18 protein-coding genes are annotated in these 17,307 nt (G+C 71.2%); 14 read left to right on the top strand and 4 right to left on the bottom strand.

The window, feature by feature from the left end; translation table 11 throughout:
* The first annotated feature begins 69 nt into the window (after positions 1 to 69).
* Complete coding sequence (locus tag EV670_RS06475) at positions 70 to 978, top strand: phosphoribosylaminoimidazolesuccinocarboxamide synthase (RefSeq protein WP_130431027.1); 909 nt, start codon at positions 70 to 72, stop codon at positions 976 to 978.
* A 19-nt stretch (positions 979 to 997) separates the two neighbouring features.
* Positions 998 to 2,131, top strand: coding sequence for a hypothetical protein (locus EV670_RS06470; protein ID WP_130431026.1), 1,134 nt, complete (start codon positions 998 to 1,000; stop codon positions 2,129 to 2,131).
* Between the two features lie 16 nt (positions 2,132 to 2,147).
* Here EV670_RS06470 and EV670_RS06465 read toward each other — a convergent pair whose 3' ends face one another.
* Positions 2,148 to 3,092, bottom strand: a complete 945-nt coding sequence (locus EV670_RS06465) for a tetratricopeptide repeat protein (RefSeq protein WP_130431025.1) — start codon at positions 3,090 to 3,092, stop codon at positions 2,148 to 2,150.
* Between the two features lie 153 nt (positions 3,093 to 3,245).
* Between EV670_RS06465 and purE the strand changes: the two genes are divergently transcribed.
* From purE to EV670_RS06435, 6 genes are all read left to right on the top strand, one after another.
* Positions 3,246 to 3,710 (top strand): 5-(carboxyamino)imidazole ribonucleotide mutase, encoded by a 465-nt coding sequence (purE, locus tag EV670_RS06460; protein ID WP_130431680.1) that lies wholly within the window; start codon positions 3,246 to 3,248, stop codon positions 3,708 to 3,710.
* Positions 3,710 to 4,870: a 5-(carboxyamino)imidazole ribonucleotide synthase gene (locus EV670_RS06455; RefSeq protein ID WP_130431024.1), complete on the top strand. Its 1,161-nt coding sequence runs from the start codon at positions 3,710 to 3,712 to the stop codon at positions 4,868 to 4,870. Before purE ends, EV670_RS06455 begins: the two co-directional genes overlap by 1 nt.
* 9 nt (positions 4,871 to 4,879) lie before the next feature.
* Positions 4,880 to 5,875 carry an L-threonylcarbamoyladenylate synthase gene (locus tag EV670_RS06450; RefSeq protein WP_130431023.1) on the top strand — a complete coding sequence of 332 codons (996 nt, stop codon included), beginning with the start codon at positions 4,880 to 4,882 and terminating at the stop codon, positions 5,873 to 5,875.
* Between the two features lie 58 nt (positions 5,876 to 5,933).
* Positions 5,934 to 6,914 carry an SGNH/GDSL hydrolase family protein gene (locus EV670_RS06445; RefSeq protein WP_130431022.1) on the top strand — a complete coding sequence of 327 codons (981 nt, stop codon included), beginning with the start codon at positions 5,934 to 5,936 and terminating at the stop codon, positions 6,912 to 6,914.
* A gap of 221 nt (positions 6,915 to 7,135) precedes the next feature.
* Positions 7,136 to 8,548: an alpha/beta hydrolase family protein gene (locus tag EV670_RS06440; protein ID WP_130431021.1), complete on the top strand. Its 1,413-nt coding sequence runs from the start codon at positions 7,136 to 7,138 to the stop codon at positions 8,546 to 8,548.
* Positions 8,549 to 8,559: 11 nt separating this feature from the next.
* Positions 8,560 to 9,270: an OmpW/AlkL family protein gene (locus EV670_RS06435; RefSeq protein WP_130431020.1), complete on the top strand. Its 711-nt coding sequence runs from the start codon at positions 8,560 to 8,562 to the stop codon at positions 9,268 to 9,270.
* 43 nt (positions 9,271 to 9,313) lie between these two features.
* Here the strand turns inward: EV670_RS06435 and dacB are convergent, their stop codons facing one another.
* Complete coding sequence (gene dacB / locus EV670_RS06430; protein WP_130431019.1) at positions 9,314 to 10,822, bottom strand: D-alanyl-D-alanine carboxypeptidase/D-alanyl-D-alanine endopeptidase; 1,509 nt, start codon at positions 10,820 to 10,822, stop codon at positions 9,314 to 9,316.
* 40 nt (positions 10,823 to 10,862) lie between these two features.
* Between dacB and tsaB the strand changes: the two genes are divergently transcribed.
* The 3 genes from tsaB to EV670_RS06415 all read left to right on the top strand — a co-directional run bounded on the left by tsaB (position 10,863) and on the right by EV670_RS06415 (position 12,961).
* Complete coding sequence (gene tsaB, locus EV670_RS06425; protein WP_130431018.1) at positions 10,863 to 11,630, top strand: tRNA (adenosine(37)-N6)-threonylcarbamoyltransferase complex dimerization subunit type 1 TsaB; 768 nt, start codon at positions 10,863 to 10,865, stop codon at positions 11,628 to 11,630.
* A 70-nt stretch (positions 11,631 to 11,700) separates the two neighbouring features.
* Entirely contained in the window at positions 11,701 to 12,201 is a 501-nt protein-coding gene (gene rimI / locus EV670_RS06420; RefSeq protein WP_130431017.1) for a ribosomal protein S18-alanine N-acetyltransferase, read from the top strand.
* Positions 12,188 to 12,961: a uracil-DNA glycosylase gene (locus tag EV670_RS06415; protein ID WP_130431016.1), complete on the top strand. Its 774-nt coding sequence runs from the start codon at positions 12,188 to 12,190 to the stop codon at positions 12,959 to 12,961. Before rimI ends, EV670_RS06415 begins: the two co-directional genes overlap by 14 nt.
* A 22-nt stretch (positions 12,962 to 12,983) precedes the next feature.
* Here the strand turns inward: EV670_RS06415 and EV670_RS06410 are convergent, their stop codons facing one another.
* Positions 12,984 to 14,123: a magnesium transporter CorA family protein gene (locus EV670_RS06410; RefSeq protein WP_130431015.1), complete on the bottom strand. Its 1,140-nt coding sequence runs from the start codon at positions 14,121 to 14,123 to the stop codon at positions 12,984 to 12,986.
* Between the two features lie 17 nt (positions 14,124 to 14,140).
* Positions 14,141 to 15,157, bottom strand: a complete 1,017-nt coding sequence (gene hemB / locus EV670_RS06405) for a porphobilinogen synthase (RefSeq protein WP_130431679.1) — start codon at positions 15,155 to 15,157, stop codon at positions 14,141 to 14,143.
* A 249-nt stretch (positions 15,158 to 15,406) separates the two neighbouring features.
* Between hemB and EV670_RS06400 the strand changes: the two genes are divergently transcribed.
* Genes EV670_RS06400 through EV670_RS06390 form a run of 3 tightly spaced genes read left to right on the top strand, consistent with a single transcriptional unit; the run spans position 15,407 to position 17,305 of the window.
* On the top strand, positions 15,407 to 15,835 hold the full coding sequence (locus EV670_RS06400; protein ID WP_130431014.1) for a CopD family protein: 429 nt from the start codon (positions 15,407 to 15,409) through the stop codon (positions 15,833 to 15,835).
* Positions 15,836 to 15,842: 7 nt separating this feature from the next.
* Positions 15,843 to 16,982 carry a VanZ family protein gene (locus tag EV670_RS06395; protein WP_130431013.1) on the top strand — a complete coding sequence of 380 codons (1,140 nt, stop codon included), beginning with the start codon at positions 15,843 to 15,845 and terminating at the stop codon, positions 16,980 to 16,982.
* The gene (locus EV670_RS06390; protein ID WP_130431012.1) at positions 16,979 to 17,305 is read left to right on the top strand and encodes a (2Fe-2S) ferredoxin domain-containing protein; all 327 of its coding nucleotides are present in this window, start codon (positions 16,979 to 16,981) and stop codon (positions 17,303 to 17,305) included. Before EV670_RS06395 ends, EV670_RS06390 begins: the two co-directional genes overlap by 4 nt.
* The last annotated feature ends 2 nt before the right edge of the window (positions 17,306 to 17,307 follow it).

The following is a 17,307-nucleotide window of genomic DNA, read 5'->3' as shown; positions in this document are numbered from 1 at the left end:
GCTTCGGCGCCCGTCCTCCTTTGGTAGGAGCCGGATCGTCGACGCCGCTTCCTACAATCCCTAGCCCAGATGGGACCGATCGTGACTGCTTCCCTGCTCCAGTCCTCCCTGCACTCGCTGCCGCTGCTGGCGCGCGGCAAGGTGCGCGACAACTACGCGGTCGGCGCTAACCGCATCCTGATGATCGCCAGCGACCGGCTCTCGGCCTTCGACGTCGTGATGGGCGAGCCGATCCCGGGCAAGGGCGAGCTGCTGACGCGCATGGCGCTGTTCTGGTTCGACAAGCTGGCCGGCGTGGTGCCGAACCACCTGACCGGTGACGACCCGGTCAGCGTGGTCGCCCCCGACGAGGTGGCTCAGGTGCGCGGTCGCGCGATGCTCGTCAAGCGCCTGAAGCCGCTGCCCGTCGAGGCCGTGGTGCGCGGCTACCTGGCCGGCTCGGGCTGGAAGGAATACCAGCAGGACGGCCACGTCTGCGGCGTCGCGCTGCCGCCGGGCCTGAAGAACGCGAGCCGGCTGCCGACGCCGATCTTCACGCCGGCGACCAAGGCTGAGATGGGCGAGCACGACGAGAACATCAGCTTCGAGCGCATGCAGCAGATCATCGGCGCCGAACTCGCCGAGCGGGTGCGGACGGTCTCGATCGAGCTCTACCAGCGCGCCGCGGCCTACGCGCTGACGCGCGGCATCATCATTGCCGACACCAAGTTCGAGTTCGGCCTCGACGAGCAGGGCACGTTGACGCTGATGGACGAGGTGCTCACGCCCGACTCCTCGCGCTACTGGCCGGTCGAGAGCTACGGCGAAGACATCAATCCGCCGAGCTACGATAAGCAGTTCGTGCGTGACTGGCTCGAGCAGGCGCAGGTGAGTGGCGTCCCCTGGAACAAGAGTGCACCGGCGCCGGCTCTGCCGGCCGAGGTGATCGAACGCACCGCAGCGAAGTACCGCGAAGCGCTCGAAAGACTGACCGGCTGAGCCGCCGCCGCTGCTGATCATGGCCGTGCGTCTGCAGCAGCATCTTGAGCGATCGATCGCGGAGGCGGCCGACCCCGTCGCCGCCGCGTGCCTTCAAGCCGAACTGGCGGTGCTGCGGGCCCGCCTCGGCTATGCCGACGAAGCTCAGGCCCTGGTCGAGCAGATCGCCGCGCTGCAGGCCCGCGATCCGCGGCCGACGCTGTCGGCGTGGCTGGCCCTGGCGCGGGCGCTGGTGGGCTACTGCGGCGATCGCAACGAGCCGGCCTACCAGCCGCTGGCGCGCGCACTGGCGATGGCGGCGGCGGCGCGGGTGCGGCCCGTGCAGGCACTTGCTGCGGCCTGGTTGTCGCACATGCATTACCTCGGCAACGACTCGGTGCTGATGGCGCGCTACGCCGCGCAGGCGCTGCAGGAGGCCGAGCCGGGCCATCACAGCGCCCGCTCGCGGGCCTGCCTGGTCGTGGCGCAGAGCTACCACTACGCCGGCGATCTGCCGACTGCGCAGTGCTGGTACCGGCGGGCGCACGAGCACGCCACTGCCGAAGGCGATGGCGCGACCCTGGCGGCGTTGCTGCACAACCGCGCCGGCATCGATTCCAACAACGCGCGTCTGCAACGGCTCTATGGCGCCGAGGCGCGGCCAGCCATGCTGATGCCACTGCGCGAGACGCTGGCGGCTTTGGAGTCCGCGCAGCATCTCAACGACCACCTGCGGATCGGCAACGAGGATCCGATGGTGCCGATGCTCAAGGCCCTGCTGATGGTCATCAGCGACCAGCCTGAGGTGGCGCTGGCGCTGTACCGGCAGCACTTCGATGCCGGCCTGCGCGACGGCATGCAGCACTATGCCGGTGCCCTGCTGGCCGAACGGGCATGGTGCCAACTCCAGCTCGGTCGGCTCGACGAAGCTGAAGCCGATGCAACACTCGCGCTAGCTGCATTGAGCGACGAAGCGCGGCTCGACGACAACGAGGAAGTGGCAGCGACGCTGGCCTGGGTCGCGCTGCTGCGCCGACACCAGGGGCGCGAGGCCGAGGCCGAGGGCTTGCTGGTGCGTGGCCGGGAGCGGCTGCAGCGCTACCAGCAACTGCGGCAGTCGGTGCGCGAGCAGTTCGATCTCGCGCTGGCCAGGGTCGAGATGCCGGTGCGCTGACCGCGCCGGCCTCGGCTCAGAACAAGGCCATGCTCAGCTTGCGACGGTACTGGTCGATCAGCGGATCGGCCGGCGCCACCGTGGCGCGACCGGTGAGTTCGAGCGTGCCCTTGGCCGCCTCGGCGGCGGCCTTGGCCGGCTTCGGCTTGCCCATCAGTTCGAGGATCGCGACGTAGGTCTTGCGCGCGAGTTCGCCGTTCCAGGCCTTGTCGCGCATCACGATCTCGAGCAGTTCGTCCATCGCCTCGGTGAAGCGGCGCGCCGCAAAGTGGCTCTGGGCGAGCTCGAAGCGGGCCTCGAAGTCGCGCTTGTTGGCGGCGATGACCGATGCCAGCTCCTGGGTGCTGCGCGCTTTCGGCACGGCCTCGATGGCCTCCAGGTAATGGCCGATCGCGGCCGCGCGCGCGTCGAGGATGACCTTCGGCGCCAGCGGCTCGTAGACGCGCCGGGCGTCGGCCAGGCGGCCGGCGTCGAGCAGGCGCAGCGCATAGTCGGCGCGCAGCGCGTCGTTGCCCGGATCGATCGCGAGCGCCTCGCCGAGTTTGGCCAGCGCGGCCTCGGCGTCGCCCTCCGCGGCCAGTTCCTCGGCGGCCTCGGCCTCCTCGGCGGCGGCGAGCTGATCGGCGCCCGGCACGTGCTTGTCGAGGAAGGCCTCGATCTGCGCCTGCGGCAGCGCGCCGACGAAACCGTCGACCGGCTGGCCGCCGACGAACATCACACAGAAGGGGATCGAGCGCACGCCGAAGGCCTGGCTCAGCTGGCCGGCGATCTCGGGCTGCTCGTCGCTGTTGAGCTTGGCCAGCTTGAAGCGGCCGGCATAGCTGGTCTCCAGTTTCTCCAGCAACGGCCCGAGCGCCTTGCACGGGCCGCACCAGGGCGCCCAGATGTCGAGCAGCACCGGCTGCGCGAGCGAGGCCTGGATCAGTTCGGTCTCGAGGTTGTCGAGCGTGATGTCAATCATGGCGGCACAGATGGGGGCGAAAGAGCGGGTCGCAACGCCCACCTACAATCGCGGATTGATCAATCAGGCGGCCCGACTCCTTGGTAAGCACGGGGCGCCTTCGACGAGGAGCGGGCTGTGACAAGCGCAGCAACCCCCCTGGTCGGCGTGGTGATGGGTTCCAGCAGCGACTGGGACATCATGCGTCACGCGGCCGAGATTCTCGCCGAGTTCGGCGTCACCTTCGAGGCGCAGGTCGTCTCCGCGCATCGCATGCCGGACGAGATGTTCCGTTATGCCGAAGGCGCGCGGGCGCGCGGCCTGGCGGCGATCATCGCCGGCGCCGGCGGCGCGGCCCACCTGCCGGGCATGCTGGCCGCCAAGACCACGGTGCCGGTGCTCGGCGTGCCGGTGCCGAGCAAGCACCTGCAGGGCGTCGATTCGCTGCACTCGATCGTGCAGATGCCCAAGGGCGTGCCGGTCGCGACCTTTGCGATCGGAGCTGCCGGCGCCGCCAACGCGGCGTTGTTCGTGGTCGCCATGCTGGCGCGCGATGATGCCGCGCTGGCGGCCAAGCTCGATGCCTTCCGCGCGCGCCAGACCGAGGCCGCGCGCGCGATGAGCGCCGAGCTGCGCTGATGACGGCCCCGATCCTCCCAGGCGCCACGCTCGGCGTGCTCGGCGGGGGCCAGCTCGGCCGCATGTTCGCGCACGCCGCCCAGCAGCTCGGCTACCGCACGGCGGTGCTCGATGCCGATGCCAGCAGCCCAGCCGGGCTGGTGTCGCACCTGCATGTACAGACCGGCTACCTGGACGCCGGCGGTCTCGCCCGGATGGCGGATGCCTGCGCCGCGATCACCACCGAGTTCGAGAACGTGCCGGCCGACGCGCTGCGCACGCTGGCCGCGCGGGTGCCGACCGCACCGGCCGGCGACGCCGTCGCGGTCTGCCAGGATCGCGCCGCCGAGAAGGCGCTGATCGAGCGCTGTGGCGTGCCCTGCGCGCCGCATGCGCTGATCGAGACCGAGGCACAACTCGCCGCGGTGGCGGACTCGCTGCTGCCCGGCATCCTGAAGACCGCGCGCATGGGCTACGACGGCAAGGGCCAGGTGCGGGTGCGCGACCGCGCCGCGCTGGTGGCCGCCTGGACCGAGCTCGGCCGTGTGCCCTGCGTGCTCGAGCAGATGCTGGCACTGGACTTCGAGATCAGCCTCGTGATCGCGCGCGACGCGCAGGGCGCCAGCGTCGCGCTGCCGATCCAGCGCAACCTGCACCGCGACGGCATCCTCGCCGTCACCGAGGTGCCGGCGCCGGGCGTCGACGCCGCGCTGGCCGAGCGCGCGCACGATGCGGCACGCCGCATCGCCGACGGCCTGGGCTACGTCGGCGTGCTGTGCGTCGAGCTCTTCGTGCTGAAGGACGGCTCGCTGGTCGCCAACGAGATGGCGCCGCGGCCGCACAACTCCGGCCACCACAGCATCGACAGTTGCGACGTCTCGCAGTTCGATCTGCAGGTGCGCTGCATGGCCGGGCTGCCGCTGGTGGCGCCACGGCTGCACTCGGCGGCGCTGATGCTGAACCTGCTCGGCGACCTGTGGTTCGACCCCGCAGGGCGCGAGCGCGAGCCCGACTGGGCCGCGGTGCTGGCGCTGCCCGGCGCCCACCTGCATCTCTACGGCAAGACCGAAGCCAGGCGCGGCCGCAAGATGGGCCACCTGACGCTGACCGCGTCCTCGCCCGAGGGCGCGCGACTGCAGGTCGATCGGGCTGCGGCGATCCTCGGCCTGCCGGGCCTCTGACCGAACGCGATGCCGATCCTGCCGGGCAACCTGGAAGCCTCGATTGCCCGCGCCGCGCAGGCGCTGGCGGATGGAGAGCTGGTCGCGTTCCCGACCGAGACCGTCTATGGCCTCGGCGCGCGCGCCGACGACGATGGCGCGGTGCGCAAGATCTTCGCCGCCAAGGGCCGGCCAGCCGACCACCCGCTGATCGTCCATGTGCCGGACGTCGCCGGCGCCGAGGCCTTTGCCGCCGAACTGCCGCCGGTCGCGCGGCGCCTGATCGAGGCCTTCTGGCCCGGTCCGCTGACCGTGATCGTGCCGCGCCGGCCCGAGCTAGGTGCCGCGGCCGCCGGTGGCCAGGCCACGATCGGCCTGCGCAGCCCGGCGCATCCGGTGGCGCGGGCGTTGCTCGAGGCCGCCGCAAGGCTCGGTGTACCCGGTCTGGCGGCGCCGAGCGCCAATCGCTTCGGCCGGGTCAGCCCGACCTCCGCGCAGCATGTGGCGAGTGAGTTCGACGCCGGACTCAGAATCCTCGACGGTGGCGACTGCGCGCTCGGCATCGAGTCGGCGATCGTCGACTGCTCGCGCGGTGGCGCGGTGTTGCTGCGGCCCGGCGTGCTCGAGGCGAGCCGCATCGAGGCCGCCGCCGGCGTGCCGTTGCGCGCCGCCGATGCCGGTGCGCCGCGCGCTTCTGGCACGCTCGAGCAGCACTACGCACCGACCGCCACCGTGCGCCTGATGCCGCTGCGCCAGCTGCGCGCCGCGCTCGACGTGCTTCCGGGCGAAGTGCTGCCGGTCGAGGGCGCGCAGCGGCTGGCGGTATATTCACTGAACCTGCGCGACGTGCCGCGCGGGCTGCGTTTCCGGCGCATGCCCGCCGATGCGGCCGCCGCGGCCCATGAGTTGTTTGCCGCGTTGCGCGAGTTCGACGCGGCGGGTGTCTCGGTCCTGTGGGTCGAGGAACCCCCCGACGAGCCGGCCTGGGCCGGCGTGCGTGACCGCCTGCGCCGCGCCGCCGCCTGATATCCCGGACATCCCTCTTTTCAGCCTGCCCCAGACCGCGTCCAACGCCCGCCTTCCCATGAAGAAGCTGTCACTCCCCCGCCTCGGCCGATTTGGCCTCGCCTGCGCCGGTCTGGCCGGCGCCCTGATGCTGAACGCCTGTGGCGGCGGCGATCTGGTGACCACATTCCAGCCCGGTCGCGTCCTCGTGTTCGGCGACGAGGGCAGCGTGCTCACGCCCACCGGCGCGCGCTACGGCATCAACGGGCTGACGGCCGGCGACAGCACCGCCGTGCCGCCGGTGCTGCCGACCTTCAACTGCGGGCTCAACCCGATCTGGGTCCAGGTGCTGACCGGCCACTACAACATGGGCTTCGCCGAGTGCCCGAACAACCTCGACACGGCCACGCCGCGCGGGCGCATCTTTGCCGCCGCCGACACAGGCGTGGCCGAGCTTGCCGCACAGATCACCGCGGCGGCCGGCGCTGCCGGCTTCACCAACAGCGACCTGACCACGGTCTACACCGGCCAGAAGGACATCATTGCCGCCTACCAGGCGATGAGCAGCGGGGCCGACATCGGCAACGCGCGTGCCGCCGGCGAGGCCGCCGGCACGGCCTTGGCCCAGCAGGTCAACCGGCTGGCCGATGCCGGCGCCCGGGTGCTGATCGTGACCGTGCCGAACGTCGGCATCACGCCCTTTGCGCTGGCCGAGCAGGCGGCCCGTCCCGACTTCGACCGCGTCGACGCGCTGCGCCAGATCACCGAGCGCTTCAACGCCAAGCTTCGCTCTACGATCTACAACGACGGCCGGCGCATCGGCCTGATCCAGCTTGACGAGTACGTGGGAGTCGTCATGAGCTACCCGCCCGGCTACGGCTACGCCAACTGGACGCAGCCGGCCTGCACGGTGGCCTTGCCCAACTGCACCAGCGAGACGCTCGTCACCGGTGCCACTTCGGGCAACTATCTCTTTGCCGACGATCGTCGGGTCGGCCCCGGCGCGCAGCTGCAGACCGGCAACCTTGCCGTCCAGCGCGCGGTCAATAACCCCTTCTAGGGGGGCGTGCGGCCGCCGCGGCTCGCGACGCCAGCGGGCTGGCCTCTACAAGGCCGTCGTAGCAGGGGTCGGCCGCTTCGCGCGATCTGGGTCGAGCCCACGCGCGTTGCGCCATCGGGTTTTTCCGCCTCGGTTGCGTCGAGGTGGCCCTCTAAAGTCAGCCCTCCCAAATAGAACGACCGTTCGCATCCTCGGGCGGTCGACAGCTGAGGAGCTCGCTGATGATCCGATTGCGTCCCCTGGGCATGGCCGCGGCCCTGTCCGCGTCGCTGCTGCTGGCCGCCTGTGGCGGCGATGGTGAAGACGCGCCGCCGGCGCGCGCCACGATCATCACCGCGCAGCTTGCCGGATCGCTGACGGCGGCCCAGTTCACCGCCGCCCTGCAGGGCAGCGCGTCTGGCCAGGGCCTGCTGCAGATCGCCGGTGCGCCGGTCTGCGGCGTCGACGTGCGCTACGTGCTCTACATGACGCGCGATCCGGCCGGGCTGCCGCAGACCGCGTCGACCGCCGCGCTCGTGCCCAACGGGACCGACCCGCGCTGCACCGGCGGTGGCACCGGCAAGCTGCCTGTGGTGGTCTACGCGCATGGCACGACGACCTTGCGCTCGTTCAACATGGCCGACGTCCAGAACAACGGCGAAGCCTCGCTGGTGGCGGCGATGTTCACCGCCCAGGGCTTCATCGTCGTGGCGCCGAACTATCTCGGCTACGACAAGTCGAGCCTGCAGTACCACCCCTACCTGAACGCCGAGAACCAGGCGGTCGACGTGGTCGACGGCATGCGCGCGGCCTTCAGTCATCTCAACGCGGCCAGCACCAACAAGCCGGGGGCCAAGCTCTTCCTGACCGGCTACTCGCAGGGTGGTCACGTGGCGATGGCGGTGCATCGCGCACTCGAGCGCGACTACGCGGGCGAGTTCACGGTCACGGCCTCGGGTCCGATGTCCGGCCCGTACAACCTCGGCAAGTTCGTGACCCTGGTCAACAGCGGTCCGAACCCGGGCGTCTGCGACGGCAATCCGCGCGGCATCAACTGCACGGTCAATGGTGGCGCGACGATCTTCACGCCGATGCTGCTGACCAGCTGGCAGCGCTCCTACGGCAACGTGTACGCGACGGCCACCGATGCCTACCAGGATCCGTATGCCGCCACCGCCGAGACGCTGTTCCCGACCGACACGCCGGTGCCCGATCTGATAGCCGCCGGCAAGCTGCCGGCCGATCCGACCTTCACCCGACTGTTCGGCACCGGTGGTCTGATCAAGGAGGCCTTCCGCGCCGACTTCTTCAGCAACACCAACAACGGCTTCCGCAAGGCGGCCGACCTGAACTCGCTGCTGAACTTCACGCCCAAGGGCAAGGTTGCGCTGTGCTACTCGAACGCCGACCCGACGGTGTATGGCTTCAACACCACCGATGCCCAGATCTTCTTCGGATCAAAGGGGCTGCTGGTGCCGGCGCTGGACCTGCGCGGCGACCTGGCCGCGATCAACGGCACGCTCGGCCCGGCGGCCGCGCAGCTGGCCGGTGGCTTCCAGCAAACCTACCCGCTGCCCAACACCTCCGGCGACCACGGCAATGCCGCGCCGTTCTGCAGCGCCTTCGTGCGCGGCTTCTTCAGCACGCTGCTGTAAGGGAGAGCGCGATGCACAAGATCAAGAGCCTTCGCCTGGCCGCCTTCCTGGCGCTGACCGTCGCTGCCGGCACTGCCTCGGCCCAGAGCATGGAGATGCTGCAGGGCCTCACCGTCTACGTCGGCGGTGCTTACATCGACGTCCACTCCAAGGCCGACCCGCTGACCAGCGCGCCGCCGACGCTGCCGCCCGGCGTCGAGGCCGGCGTGCGTGTCGGCGACGCCGGCACCGTCGGCTTCGGCGTGGTCTACCGTTTCGCGCCGGCCTGGAGTGTCGAGGCGGCGCTCGGCGTGCCGCCCGAGCACAGTGGTTACGGCACCCAGTTCATCGAGCCCTTCGGGCAGATCTCGACGGTCAAGCAGGTCGCTCCGACCTTCTTCCTGAACTATCACTTCAACGCCGTGATGGCCGGGTTGTCGCCCTTTGTCGGCGTGGGCTTCAACTACACGAAGTTCACCGACGCCAAGAGCACCGCCTCGGGTAACGCCGCCAGCGGCGGGCCGACCAGCATCGACATGACGGACTCCTGGGGCGTCGCGGCGCATGTCGGCCTGACCTACCAGATCGATCGCAACTGGTCGATCGTCGGCACGATCGCCTATGCCGACGTCAGCAGCGACATGACCGCGACCACGACGACCAACGCCGGCAACATCGTGCGCACCACGACGATCGACTTCCGCCCGGTCGTCTACACCCTCTCGGTCGGCTACACCTTTTGAGACAGCGATCCGTCCGGCGCCCCGGCGGCGCCGGATCGGCACACTACTGCGGCCGCGCGCCTTCGGGTTCGCGGCCGCGGCTCATTTCGCGGGCGGGGGCGGCGTCGTCGGCCGTCCACTGCACCAGCGCGTCCAGCGCCGGCCGTCCGGCCTGCGCGTTGGGATGGTTGATCACAGCCACCAGCACGTAGCGCCGGCCCGAGGTGCCGAGCACCGAGCCGGCGAGCCCGATCGCGTCGCGCAGCGAGCCAGTCTTGAGGTGCGCGCGGCCGAGCGCCGTGCCCCACTGGCGGCCGGGGCGGCGCGTGGTGCCGTCGACGCCGGTCAGCGGCAGCGAGCTTTCCAGCTCCGACCAGATCGGCTCGGCCGCCAGCGCCTGCAGCCAGGCCGCAAGGCAGGCGGCGCTGCTGCGCGACTGGCGCGACAGCCCGGAACCGTTGTCGACGATCACCGACGGCGGCTCGCAGCCGCTGCGCTGCTGCACCTCGGCCTGGACCAGCGCGCGTGCGGCCGCCGGCGTGGCGGGCGGTTCCGCACCCGGCGCGGCCAGTGGCAGGCTCAGGAACAGTTGCTGCGCCATCACGTTGTTGCTGTACTTGTTGATGTCGCGCACGACCGCGGCCAGCGGCGGCGAGGCGAACTCGGTCAACAGGATCGCGCCCGGTGGCGTGGTGCCTTCGCGCACGCGGCCGGTGAGCGCGCCGCCGACCTCGCGCCACATCGGCTCGAGCAGGCGCGCGTTGTAGGCGCGCGCGTCGGCGTAGGCCAGCGGCCAGCTCTTCTCGCCGCAGGCCGCGGGGTAGGCCCCGGCCAGGCGCCAGCGGGTCGGATCGCTGGTGTCCAGGCGCAGCGCGCCGCGCCAGTCGCCACAGTCGCCGGCGGCCAGCGGTACGGTGATCTCGTGGGGCAGGCCAGGCAGCGGTGGATCGGCACTGACCCGCGCCACGCCCCGCGCAGGCTCGGGCTGGAAGCTCAGGTTGACGGCCTTGAAGTTCAGCAGCAGGGCGTCCGGGCGCACGTTGTAGGGGCGCAGCCGCTCGCCGTCGAAGTCGCCCGGATCGCCCTCGCCGGGTGCGAAGGCGCTGCCGTCGAGCACGATGTCGCCGCGGATCTCGCGCACGCCGCGGGCGCGCACCTGGCGCAGCAGCAGCCAGATGCGCTCCAGCGTCAGGCTCGGGTCGCCGCGGCCGACGATCACCAGGTCGCCCTGCAGCACGCCGCCTTCGAGCGGGCCGGTGGTGTAGATCGGCGTGCTCCAGGTCCAAGCCGGGCCAAGCGAAGTGAGCGCGGCGCCGGTGGTGTAGAGCTTCATCAGCGAGGCCGGGTTGACCACCTCCTCGGCACGCCAGCTCAGCCGTGGCGGGCTGGCGCGCGCCGGCGCCAGCGGCTCGACGCGGACCACCAGCGCCGACTCGGGGATCTGGGCCTGGCGCAGCGCGGCGCGCACCGGCGCCGGCAGTTCGCGCTCGGCGGCGACGGCGGGCAGCGCGGCCAGTAGCAGGCCCAGGGACGACAGCGTCGCCGCTTGGCGGAGGCAGGAGGCAAGGTGCATCGGCCGATCATAGGGAAGGGCGCCGCTAAACTCGACCGCGATGACCGTGCCAGAAGTTGCAACTCCGAAGCCTGCGGTGGCGCCGACGCTGCTGGTGCTCGACACCGCCACCGAGTTCCTGCATCTCGGGCTGACGCTGCGCGGCCGCTCGTACACGCGCGCCCTCGCCGGTGGCGCGCAGGCCTCGGCCGCACTGCTGCCGGCGCTGCGCGGCCTGCTCGACGAGGCCGGCATCGGCTGGCACGAACTCGATGCGATCGGCTACGGCCGCGGGCCCGGTGCCTTCACCGGGGTGCGCGCCGCCTGCGCGGTCACCCAGGGCCTGGCCTTCGGGCTCGGCAAGCCGGTGCTACAGCTCGACACGCTGATGGCGGTGGCCGAGGACGCGAGTGCCCAAGGCGCCGGCGACGCGATCCAGGTCGCGGTCGACGCGCGCATGGGCGAGGCCTATGCCGCCGCCTATCGGCGCGATGCCGGTGCCGACGCTGGCTGGCAACTGCTCGGCGAGCCGGCGCTGCACGATCCGGCCGATCTCGCGCGCGACCTGGCGCCGGGCTTCGCGGTGGCCGGCAACTCCTTGCTGGCCCATGCCGAGGCCTGGGCCGGCTTCGGCGGCCATCGTGCGCCCGCCGCGGCGCCGCGTGCCGAGGCGTTGCTGAAGCTGGCGCGCTGGCAGTGGTCTCGCGGCGATCGGCTCGACGCGGCGCAGGCGCTGCCGCTCTACGTGCGCGACCGCGTCGCGCTGACCACCGCCGAGCGCGAGGCGGTGCAAGTTGCCAAGCAGGCCGCGGCGGCGGCAACTCCATGAGCGCCGCTCGGCCGCTCCGAAGGCGCTCGCTCCCCCTTGGGGGGGCGGCGCGCAGCGCCTTGGGGGCAGCATGAGTGCGCTCGCCCGCGAAAGCCGCCCCGCGCCGGCGCTGGTGCCGATGGACACCTCGATGCTCGACGTCGTGACCGAGATCGAGCGTGCCGCCTACGACTTTCCGTGGACGCGCGGCAATTTCCTGGACTCGATGAGCGCCGGCTACACGCTGCGCGTGCTGCGGGCGACGCCGGACAACATCGTCGGCTACTACATCGCGATGCCCGGTGTCGAAGAGCTGCACCTGCTCAACCTCACGGTCGCGCCGGCCGCGCAGCGCCAGGGCTACGCGCACCTGATGCTCGACGCGCTGCGCGCCCAGGCGGTATCGCTGCGCGCGCGCGAGCTCTGGCTCGAGGTGCGGGCCTCCAACCAGCGCGCGCGCGAGATCTACGAGCGCTTCGGCTTTCGCAACTGCGGGCTGCGCCGCCACTACTATCCGGCGCGCGGCACGGGACGCGAGGATGCGGTCGTCATGAGCCTGTCGCTGCCCGAGGTGTTGCATGGCCTGGGATGAGCGCCAGCGGCGCATGCTCGAAGCGATGGGCGTGCGGTTGTGGCCGCAGGCCGAGCCGGAGCCCGAGGCCGACGTTGCCGCGGCCGCCCCCGTGTTGCCTGCGCAGCCCGCGGCGTCGCCCCGTGCGCCGGCCATCGCGCCGGCCACGCCTCGCCAACTCGTCACCGGACCGGTCGCGACCATGGACTGGCCGGCGCTGCGCGCGGCCGTGGCCGCCTGCACCGCCTGTTCGCTGTGCGAGTCGAGGACGCAGACCGTGTTCGGCGTCGGCCATCAACGGGCTCACTGGATGATCGTCGGAGAGGCCCCCGGCGAGCAGGAAGACCTGCGCGGCGAGCCCTTCGTCGGCAAGGCCGGGCAACTGCTCGACAACATGCTGGCCGCGATCGGCGTTTCACGCCAGGCCGCCGAGGGCGACGACCCGGCGCGCCGGGTCTACATCGCCAACGTGCTCAAGTGCCGGCCGCCGGCCAACCGCAACCCGCAGCCCGAGGAGGTGGCGCGCTGCGCGCCCTTCCTGCAGCGCCAGATCGAGCTGGTGCAGCCGAGGATCATCCTCGCGATGGGACGCTTCGCAGTGGAGTCGCTGCTGCACACCAGCGACGCGATCGGCAAGCTGCGCGGGCGCGTGCACCGAGTGGCCGGCGTGCCGACCATCGTCAGCTACCACCCGGCCTACCTGCTGCGCAGCCCGCTCGAGAAGGCGCGGGCCTGGGACGATCTGTGCCTGGCGCTGCAGACGCTCGGCGGCGCGCACTGAAGCGTGGCCGGCGGGCCGGCGCTCAGCGGTGCTGTTCGTCGATGTAGTTCTTGCGCCGGAACCAGAAGATCAGCAGCGCCGGCACCACCGCCAGCGACAGCAGCACCAGCCAGGTGCCGGAGACGCTGTGGATCAGCGGCAGCGCATCGAAGTTCATGCCGAAGATGCCGGTGATCAGATTCAGCGGCATGAAGATCGCGGTGATCACCGTGAGCGTGCGCATGATGTCGTTCATGCGGTTGCTCTGCGCCGAGAAGTACATCTGGACCGAGCTCTCGGCCGAGCTCTCGAGCCGGCGCACATGGCCGAGCACGCGCTCGATGTGCTCGAGCACGTCCTTCGAGCGCACCCGCAGCAGCTCGCGCTCGCGCGCCTCCTTCTTGTCGGCCGGCAGCGGCCATTCGGCGAGGGCGTCGATCCACTCCTGGATCGCGCTGCGCTGGTCCTCGCAGATGTCTTCGAGCGCGTGCAGCGCGTTGCGGCTCTCGAGCAGCGCCTGCCAGTTGTCGAAGCGGCCGCTGCGCGAGCCGAGCAGTTCCTGCTGCAGGTAGCCGAGCTGGCGCGTCAGCAGCCGGCGCAGGTCGAGGTAGCCGTCGACCATGTGGTTGACGATGCGCAGCATCAGGTCGGCCGGATTCGGCGGCAGCCGCGGGCCGGCGGGCTTGGCGTCGCCGGGTGCCGGGGCGATGGCGGCGTCGGGGCCGATGCCGGGTGTTGCGAGCTGCGCCAGGCGGCTGATGAAGAACTCGCGCACCGAGCATTCGGTCGGATGCACCGTCAGCAGCACGCGGTCGAACAGCGCGAAGCCGACCGGGCTGGTGTCGATCGAGGCCAGCGCCCGACGTGCGCTCTGCGCGGTGCCATGCTGGTCGTCGACGAAGAGCTCGCTGGCGCCCGGCGCCGCGGCCAGCCGCCGGAAGACGAGCACGTCGTACCAGGAGGTGTAGTCGTGCTGCGAGGGCAGCTGGTTGTTGAGCAGGTCGGAGAGGTGCAGGTCGACCAGCTGGCCGGCGCCCCAGGCACCGAGCGCGGCCTGGATCTCGGCAGTGCCGACCTCGAACTCGCGGCGGCCGCTGGCAATCCAGACAAAGCCGCCGGCCGGCAACTGCGCCGGCAGCGCCGGCAGTTCGGTGAAGGCCTCGTGGACGTGGAAGATCCGCATCGAGCGCCCGTCGAGGATCAGGGCTGGCGGCGCAGCAGTCGCGCCGCCTCCAGCGCGAAGTAGCTCAGCACGCCGTCGGCGCCGGCGCGCCTGAAGGCAAGCAGCGACTCCATCATCACCGCGTCGTGCTCGAGCCAGCCGTTGGCGGCCGCGGCCTTGAGCATCGCGTACTCGCCGCTGACCTGGTAGGCGAAGGTCGGCACGCGGAACTCGTCCTTCACGCGGCGCACGATGTCGAGGTACGGCATGCCGGGCTTGACCATCACCATGTCGGCGCCCTCGGCGATGTCGAGCGCGACCTCGCGCAGCGCCTCGTCGCTGTTGCCGGGGTCCATCTGGTAGGCCTTCTTGTTGCTCTTGCCAAGGTTGCCGGCCGAGCCCACCGCGTCGCGGAACGGCCCGTAGAAGGCGCTCGCGTACTTGGCGCTGTAGGCCATGATCCGGGTGTGGATCTGACCATGCGCCTCGAGCGCCTCGCGGATCGCGCCGATGCGGCCGTCCATCATGTCGCTCGGCGCGACGATGTCGACGCCGGCCTCGGCCTGCACCAGCGCCTGGCCGACCAGCACCTCGACCGTCTCGTCGTTGAGGATGTAGCCGGTCTCGTCGAGCAGCCCGTCCTGGCCGTGGCTGGTGAAGGGGTCGAGCGCGACATCGGTCATCAGGCCCAGTTGCGGGAAGCGCGCCTTGAGCTCGCGCACCACGCCGGGCACCAAACCTTCGGGATTGAGTGCCTCGCGGCCATCTGCGGTCTTGCGCGCCGGATCGATCACCGGGAACAGCGCCAGCGCCGGGATGCCCAGGTTCACGCATTCCTCGGCCAGCGGCAGCAGGCGCTCGAGCCCGAGGCGCTGTACGCCGGGCATCGAGGCCACGTCCTGCGCGGCGCGGCGGTCCTCGAGCACGAAGACCGGCAGGATCAGGTCGCAGGCGCCGAGCCGATGCTCGCGCACCAGGCTGCGGGTGAACTCGTCGCGGCGCAACCGACGCGGGCGGCTGGCCGGGAATCGCTGGTGATAGGAACTCAAATGCAACTCCGGCGAGGGGCGATCGGGCAGTCGGGAATTCAACCTGCCGCAAGCCATTCGGGGTTAAAGTGATCGATGAATGATACGGCTCGACCGTGTCATTCCCTGCTTTTCCTCCCTGAGCAGGAGCACGTCGGCTTCACTGCCGACGAGCTTTGCACCCCGGCCGCCGCAAGGTGCCGGGGTTTCTTTTTGGGCCGTGCCCGCGGCGCGATTCCCGGCGACCCGAGCCTGCGCATCGGGATAATGCTGCCGATGAGTCAAGGCTATCTCTGGGTCAAGGCGTTCCACATCGTCTTCGTCGCAAGCTGGTTCGCCGGCCTGTTCTACCTGCCGCGCATCCTCGTGAACCTGGCGATGGTGCCGGCCGACAGCCACGCCGAGCGCGAGCGCCTGCTGCTGATGGCGCACAAGCTGCACCGCTTCACCACGCTGCTGATGCTGCCGGCGCTGGCGCTCGGCTTGTGGCTCTGGCTCGGCTACGGCATCGGTGGCGGCTGGCTGCACCTGAAGCTGTTGCTGGTGGCGGCGGCGATCGGCTACCAGCATGTCTGCCGGCGCCTGCTGCGCGACTTCGAGCACGCGGCCAACCGCCGCAGCCATCGCTGGTTCCGCTGGTTCAACGAGGCCTCGGTGCTGCTGTTCGCCGCGATCGTCGTGCTGGTGGTGGTCAAGCCGTTCTAGGGCGACGATGCCCAGCCCGCACCGCAGCTCGGCCTGGCCGCTGGCAGCGGTCTGTGCCGCGCTGATCGCCTACGCCAGCCTGCACCCCTTCGGCGGCTGGCGCTGGCCGCCCGAGCTCTCGCTGTGGCAGGCGATGCGCAGCCTGCCGCTGTCGACCCGCTACGCGAGCCGCTTCGACATCCTCTCGAACCTGCTGGCCTACTTGCCGCTCGGTCTGCTGCTGGCCACGGCGCAGTTGCGCGAGGGCGCACCGGTCTGGCGCGCGGTGCTGCTGGCCACGCTGGTGGCCAGCGCGCTGAGCTTTGCGATGGAGGTGGCCCAGCATGCGTTGCCGACGCGGGTGCCATCCCGGCTGGACTGGCTGCTCAACAGCGCCGGTGCACTGCTCGGTGCGCTGCTGGCCGCCGCGGTGCAGCGCGCCGGCGGCTGGCGGCGCTGGGAGCAGTGGCGCGCGCGCTGGTTCCTGCGCGGCCAGGGCGGCGGCCTGGCGTTGCTGCTGCTGTGGCCGGTGGGCCAGCTCTTTCCGCCGGCGCTGCCCTTCGGCTTGGGCCAGGTCCTGACGCGCGCGCGCCTGGAGGTGGCCGCCTGGCTGCAGGGCACGGCCTGGGACGGCTGGCTGGCGCCGACGACGACCGCCGCCATCACGCCGCTGGCGCCGGGGCTGATCGCGGTCGGCGTGGCCTGCGGCCTGCTGGCGCCGATCCTGCTGGCCTATGCGCTGACGCCGCCCGGCGCGCGCCGCCTTGCGCTGCTGCTCGGCGCCTTGCTGCTGGCACTGGGCACGGTCACGCTGTCGACCACGCTGAACTTCGGCCCCGAGCATGCGCTGGCCTGGTGGACCGAGCCGGTCGGTGCCGGTGCGGCGCTGGCCGTGGCCGCCGCGGTGCCGCTGGCCTGGGTGTCGGCACGGGCGGCGGCGGCGGTGGCGCTGCCGGTGATCGCGATCTCGGTGGCGCTGGTCAACCTGGCGCCGGAGGACCCCTTCTACGCAGCCAGCCTGCAGGGCTGGGAACAGGGGCGCTTCATCCGCTTCCACGGCCTGGCGCAATGGATCGGCTGGGGCTGGCCTTTCGCCGCCGCGGCCTATCTGCTGAGTCGGCTGGCGGCTCCGGGCGACGGCGAGCGCAAACCTACAATCCCGGCATGAGCTATTACGAGCGGCACATCTTCTTCTGCCTGAACAAGCGCGACGGCACCGAGGCCAGCTGCGCGCTTCACGACGTCGAACTCGCGTACGCCCACTGCAAGGGACGCGTCAAGGCGCTCGGCCTCAACGGGCCGGGCCAGGTGCGCGTCAACAAGGCCGGCTGCCTCGATCGCTGCGCCGGCGGGCCGGTGGCGGTGGTCTATCCCGAGGGCACCTGGTACACCTACGTCGACCGCCACGACATCGACGAGATCGTCGAGCGCCACCTGCAGGGCGGCGAGGTGGTCGAGCGCCTGCTGCTGGCGCCCGAAGTGGGGCGCTGAAC

Source organism: Rivibacter subsaxonicus (assembly GCF_004217215.1).
GTDB lineage: Bacteria > Pseudomonadota > Gammaproteobacteria > Burkholderiales > Burkholderiaceae_C > Rivibacter > Rivibacter subsaxonicus.
The sequence above is the reverse complement of the archived record's forward strand: the minus strand, read 5'-3'. Positions and strand labels throughout refer to the sequence as shown.

Coding starts and splice junctions, on each gene's coding strand:
- EV670_RS06475 (WP_130431027.1), top strand. CDS start 70: ATGGGACCGATCGTGACTGCTTCCCTGCTCCAGTCCTCCCTGCACTCG.
- EV670_RS06470 (WP_130431026.1), top strand. CDS start 998: ATGGCCGTGCGTCTGCAGCAGCATCTTGAGCGATCGATCGCGGAGGCG.
- EV670_RS06465 (WP_130431025.1), bottom strand. CDS start 3,092: ATGATTGACATCACGCTCGACAACCTCGAGACCGAACTGATCCAGGCC.
- purE (WP_130431680.1), top strand. CDS start 3,246: ATGGGTTCCAGCAGCGACTGGGACATCATGCGTCACGCGGCCGAGATT.
- EV670_RS06455 (WP_130431024.1), top strand. CDS start 3,710: ATGACGGCCCCGATCCTCCCAGGCGCCACGCTCGGCGTGCTCGGCGGG.
- EV670_RS06450 (WP_130431023.1), top strand. CDS start 4,880: ATGCCGATCCTGCCGGGCAACCTGGAAGCCTCGATTGCCCGCGCCGCG.
- EV670_RS06445 (WP_130431022.1), top strand. CDS start 5,934: ATGAAGAAGCTGTCACTCCCCCGCCTCGGCCGATTTGGCCTCGCCTGC.
- EV670_RS06440 (WP_130431021.1), top strand. CDS start 7,136: ATGATCCGATTGCGTCCCCTGGGCATGGCCGCGGCCCTGTCCGCGTCG.
- EV670_RS06435 (WP_130431020.1), top strand. CDS start 8,560: ATGCACAAGATCAAGAGCCTTCGCCTGGCCGCCTTCCTGGCGCTGACC.
- dacB (WP_130431019.1), bottom strand. CDS start 10,822: ATGCACCTTGCCTCCTGCCTCCGCCAAGCGGCGACGCTGTCGTCCCTG.
- tsaB (WP_130431018.1), top strand. CDS start 10,863: ATGACCGTGCCAGAAGTTGCAACTCCGAAGCCTGCGGTGGCGCCGACG.
- rimI (WP_130431017.1), top strand. CDS start 11,701: ATGAGTGCGCTCGCCCGCGAAAGCCGCCCCGCGCCGGCGCTGGTGCCG.
- EV670_RS06415 (WP_130431016.1), top strand. CDS start 12,188: ATGGCCTGGGATGAGCGCCAGCGGCGCATGCTCGAAGCGATGGGCGTG.
- EV670_RS06410 (WP_130431015.1), bottom strand. CDS start 14,123: ATGCGGATCTTCCACGTCCACGAGGCCTTCACCGAACTGCCGGCGCTG.
- EV670_RS06400 (WP_130431014.1), top strand. CDS start 15,407: ATGAGTCAAGGCTATCTCTGGGTCAAGGCGTTCCACATCGTCTTCGTC.
- EV670_RS06395 (WP_130431013.1), top strand. CDS start 15,843: ATGCCCAGCCCGCACCGCAGCTCGGCCTGGCCGCTGGCAGCGGTCTGT.
- EV670_RS06390 (WP_130431012.1), top strand. CDS start 16,979: ATGAGCTATTACGAGCGGCACATCTTCTTCTGCCTGAACAAGCGCGAC.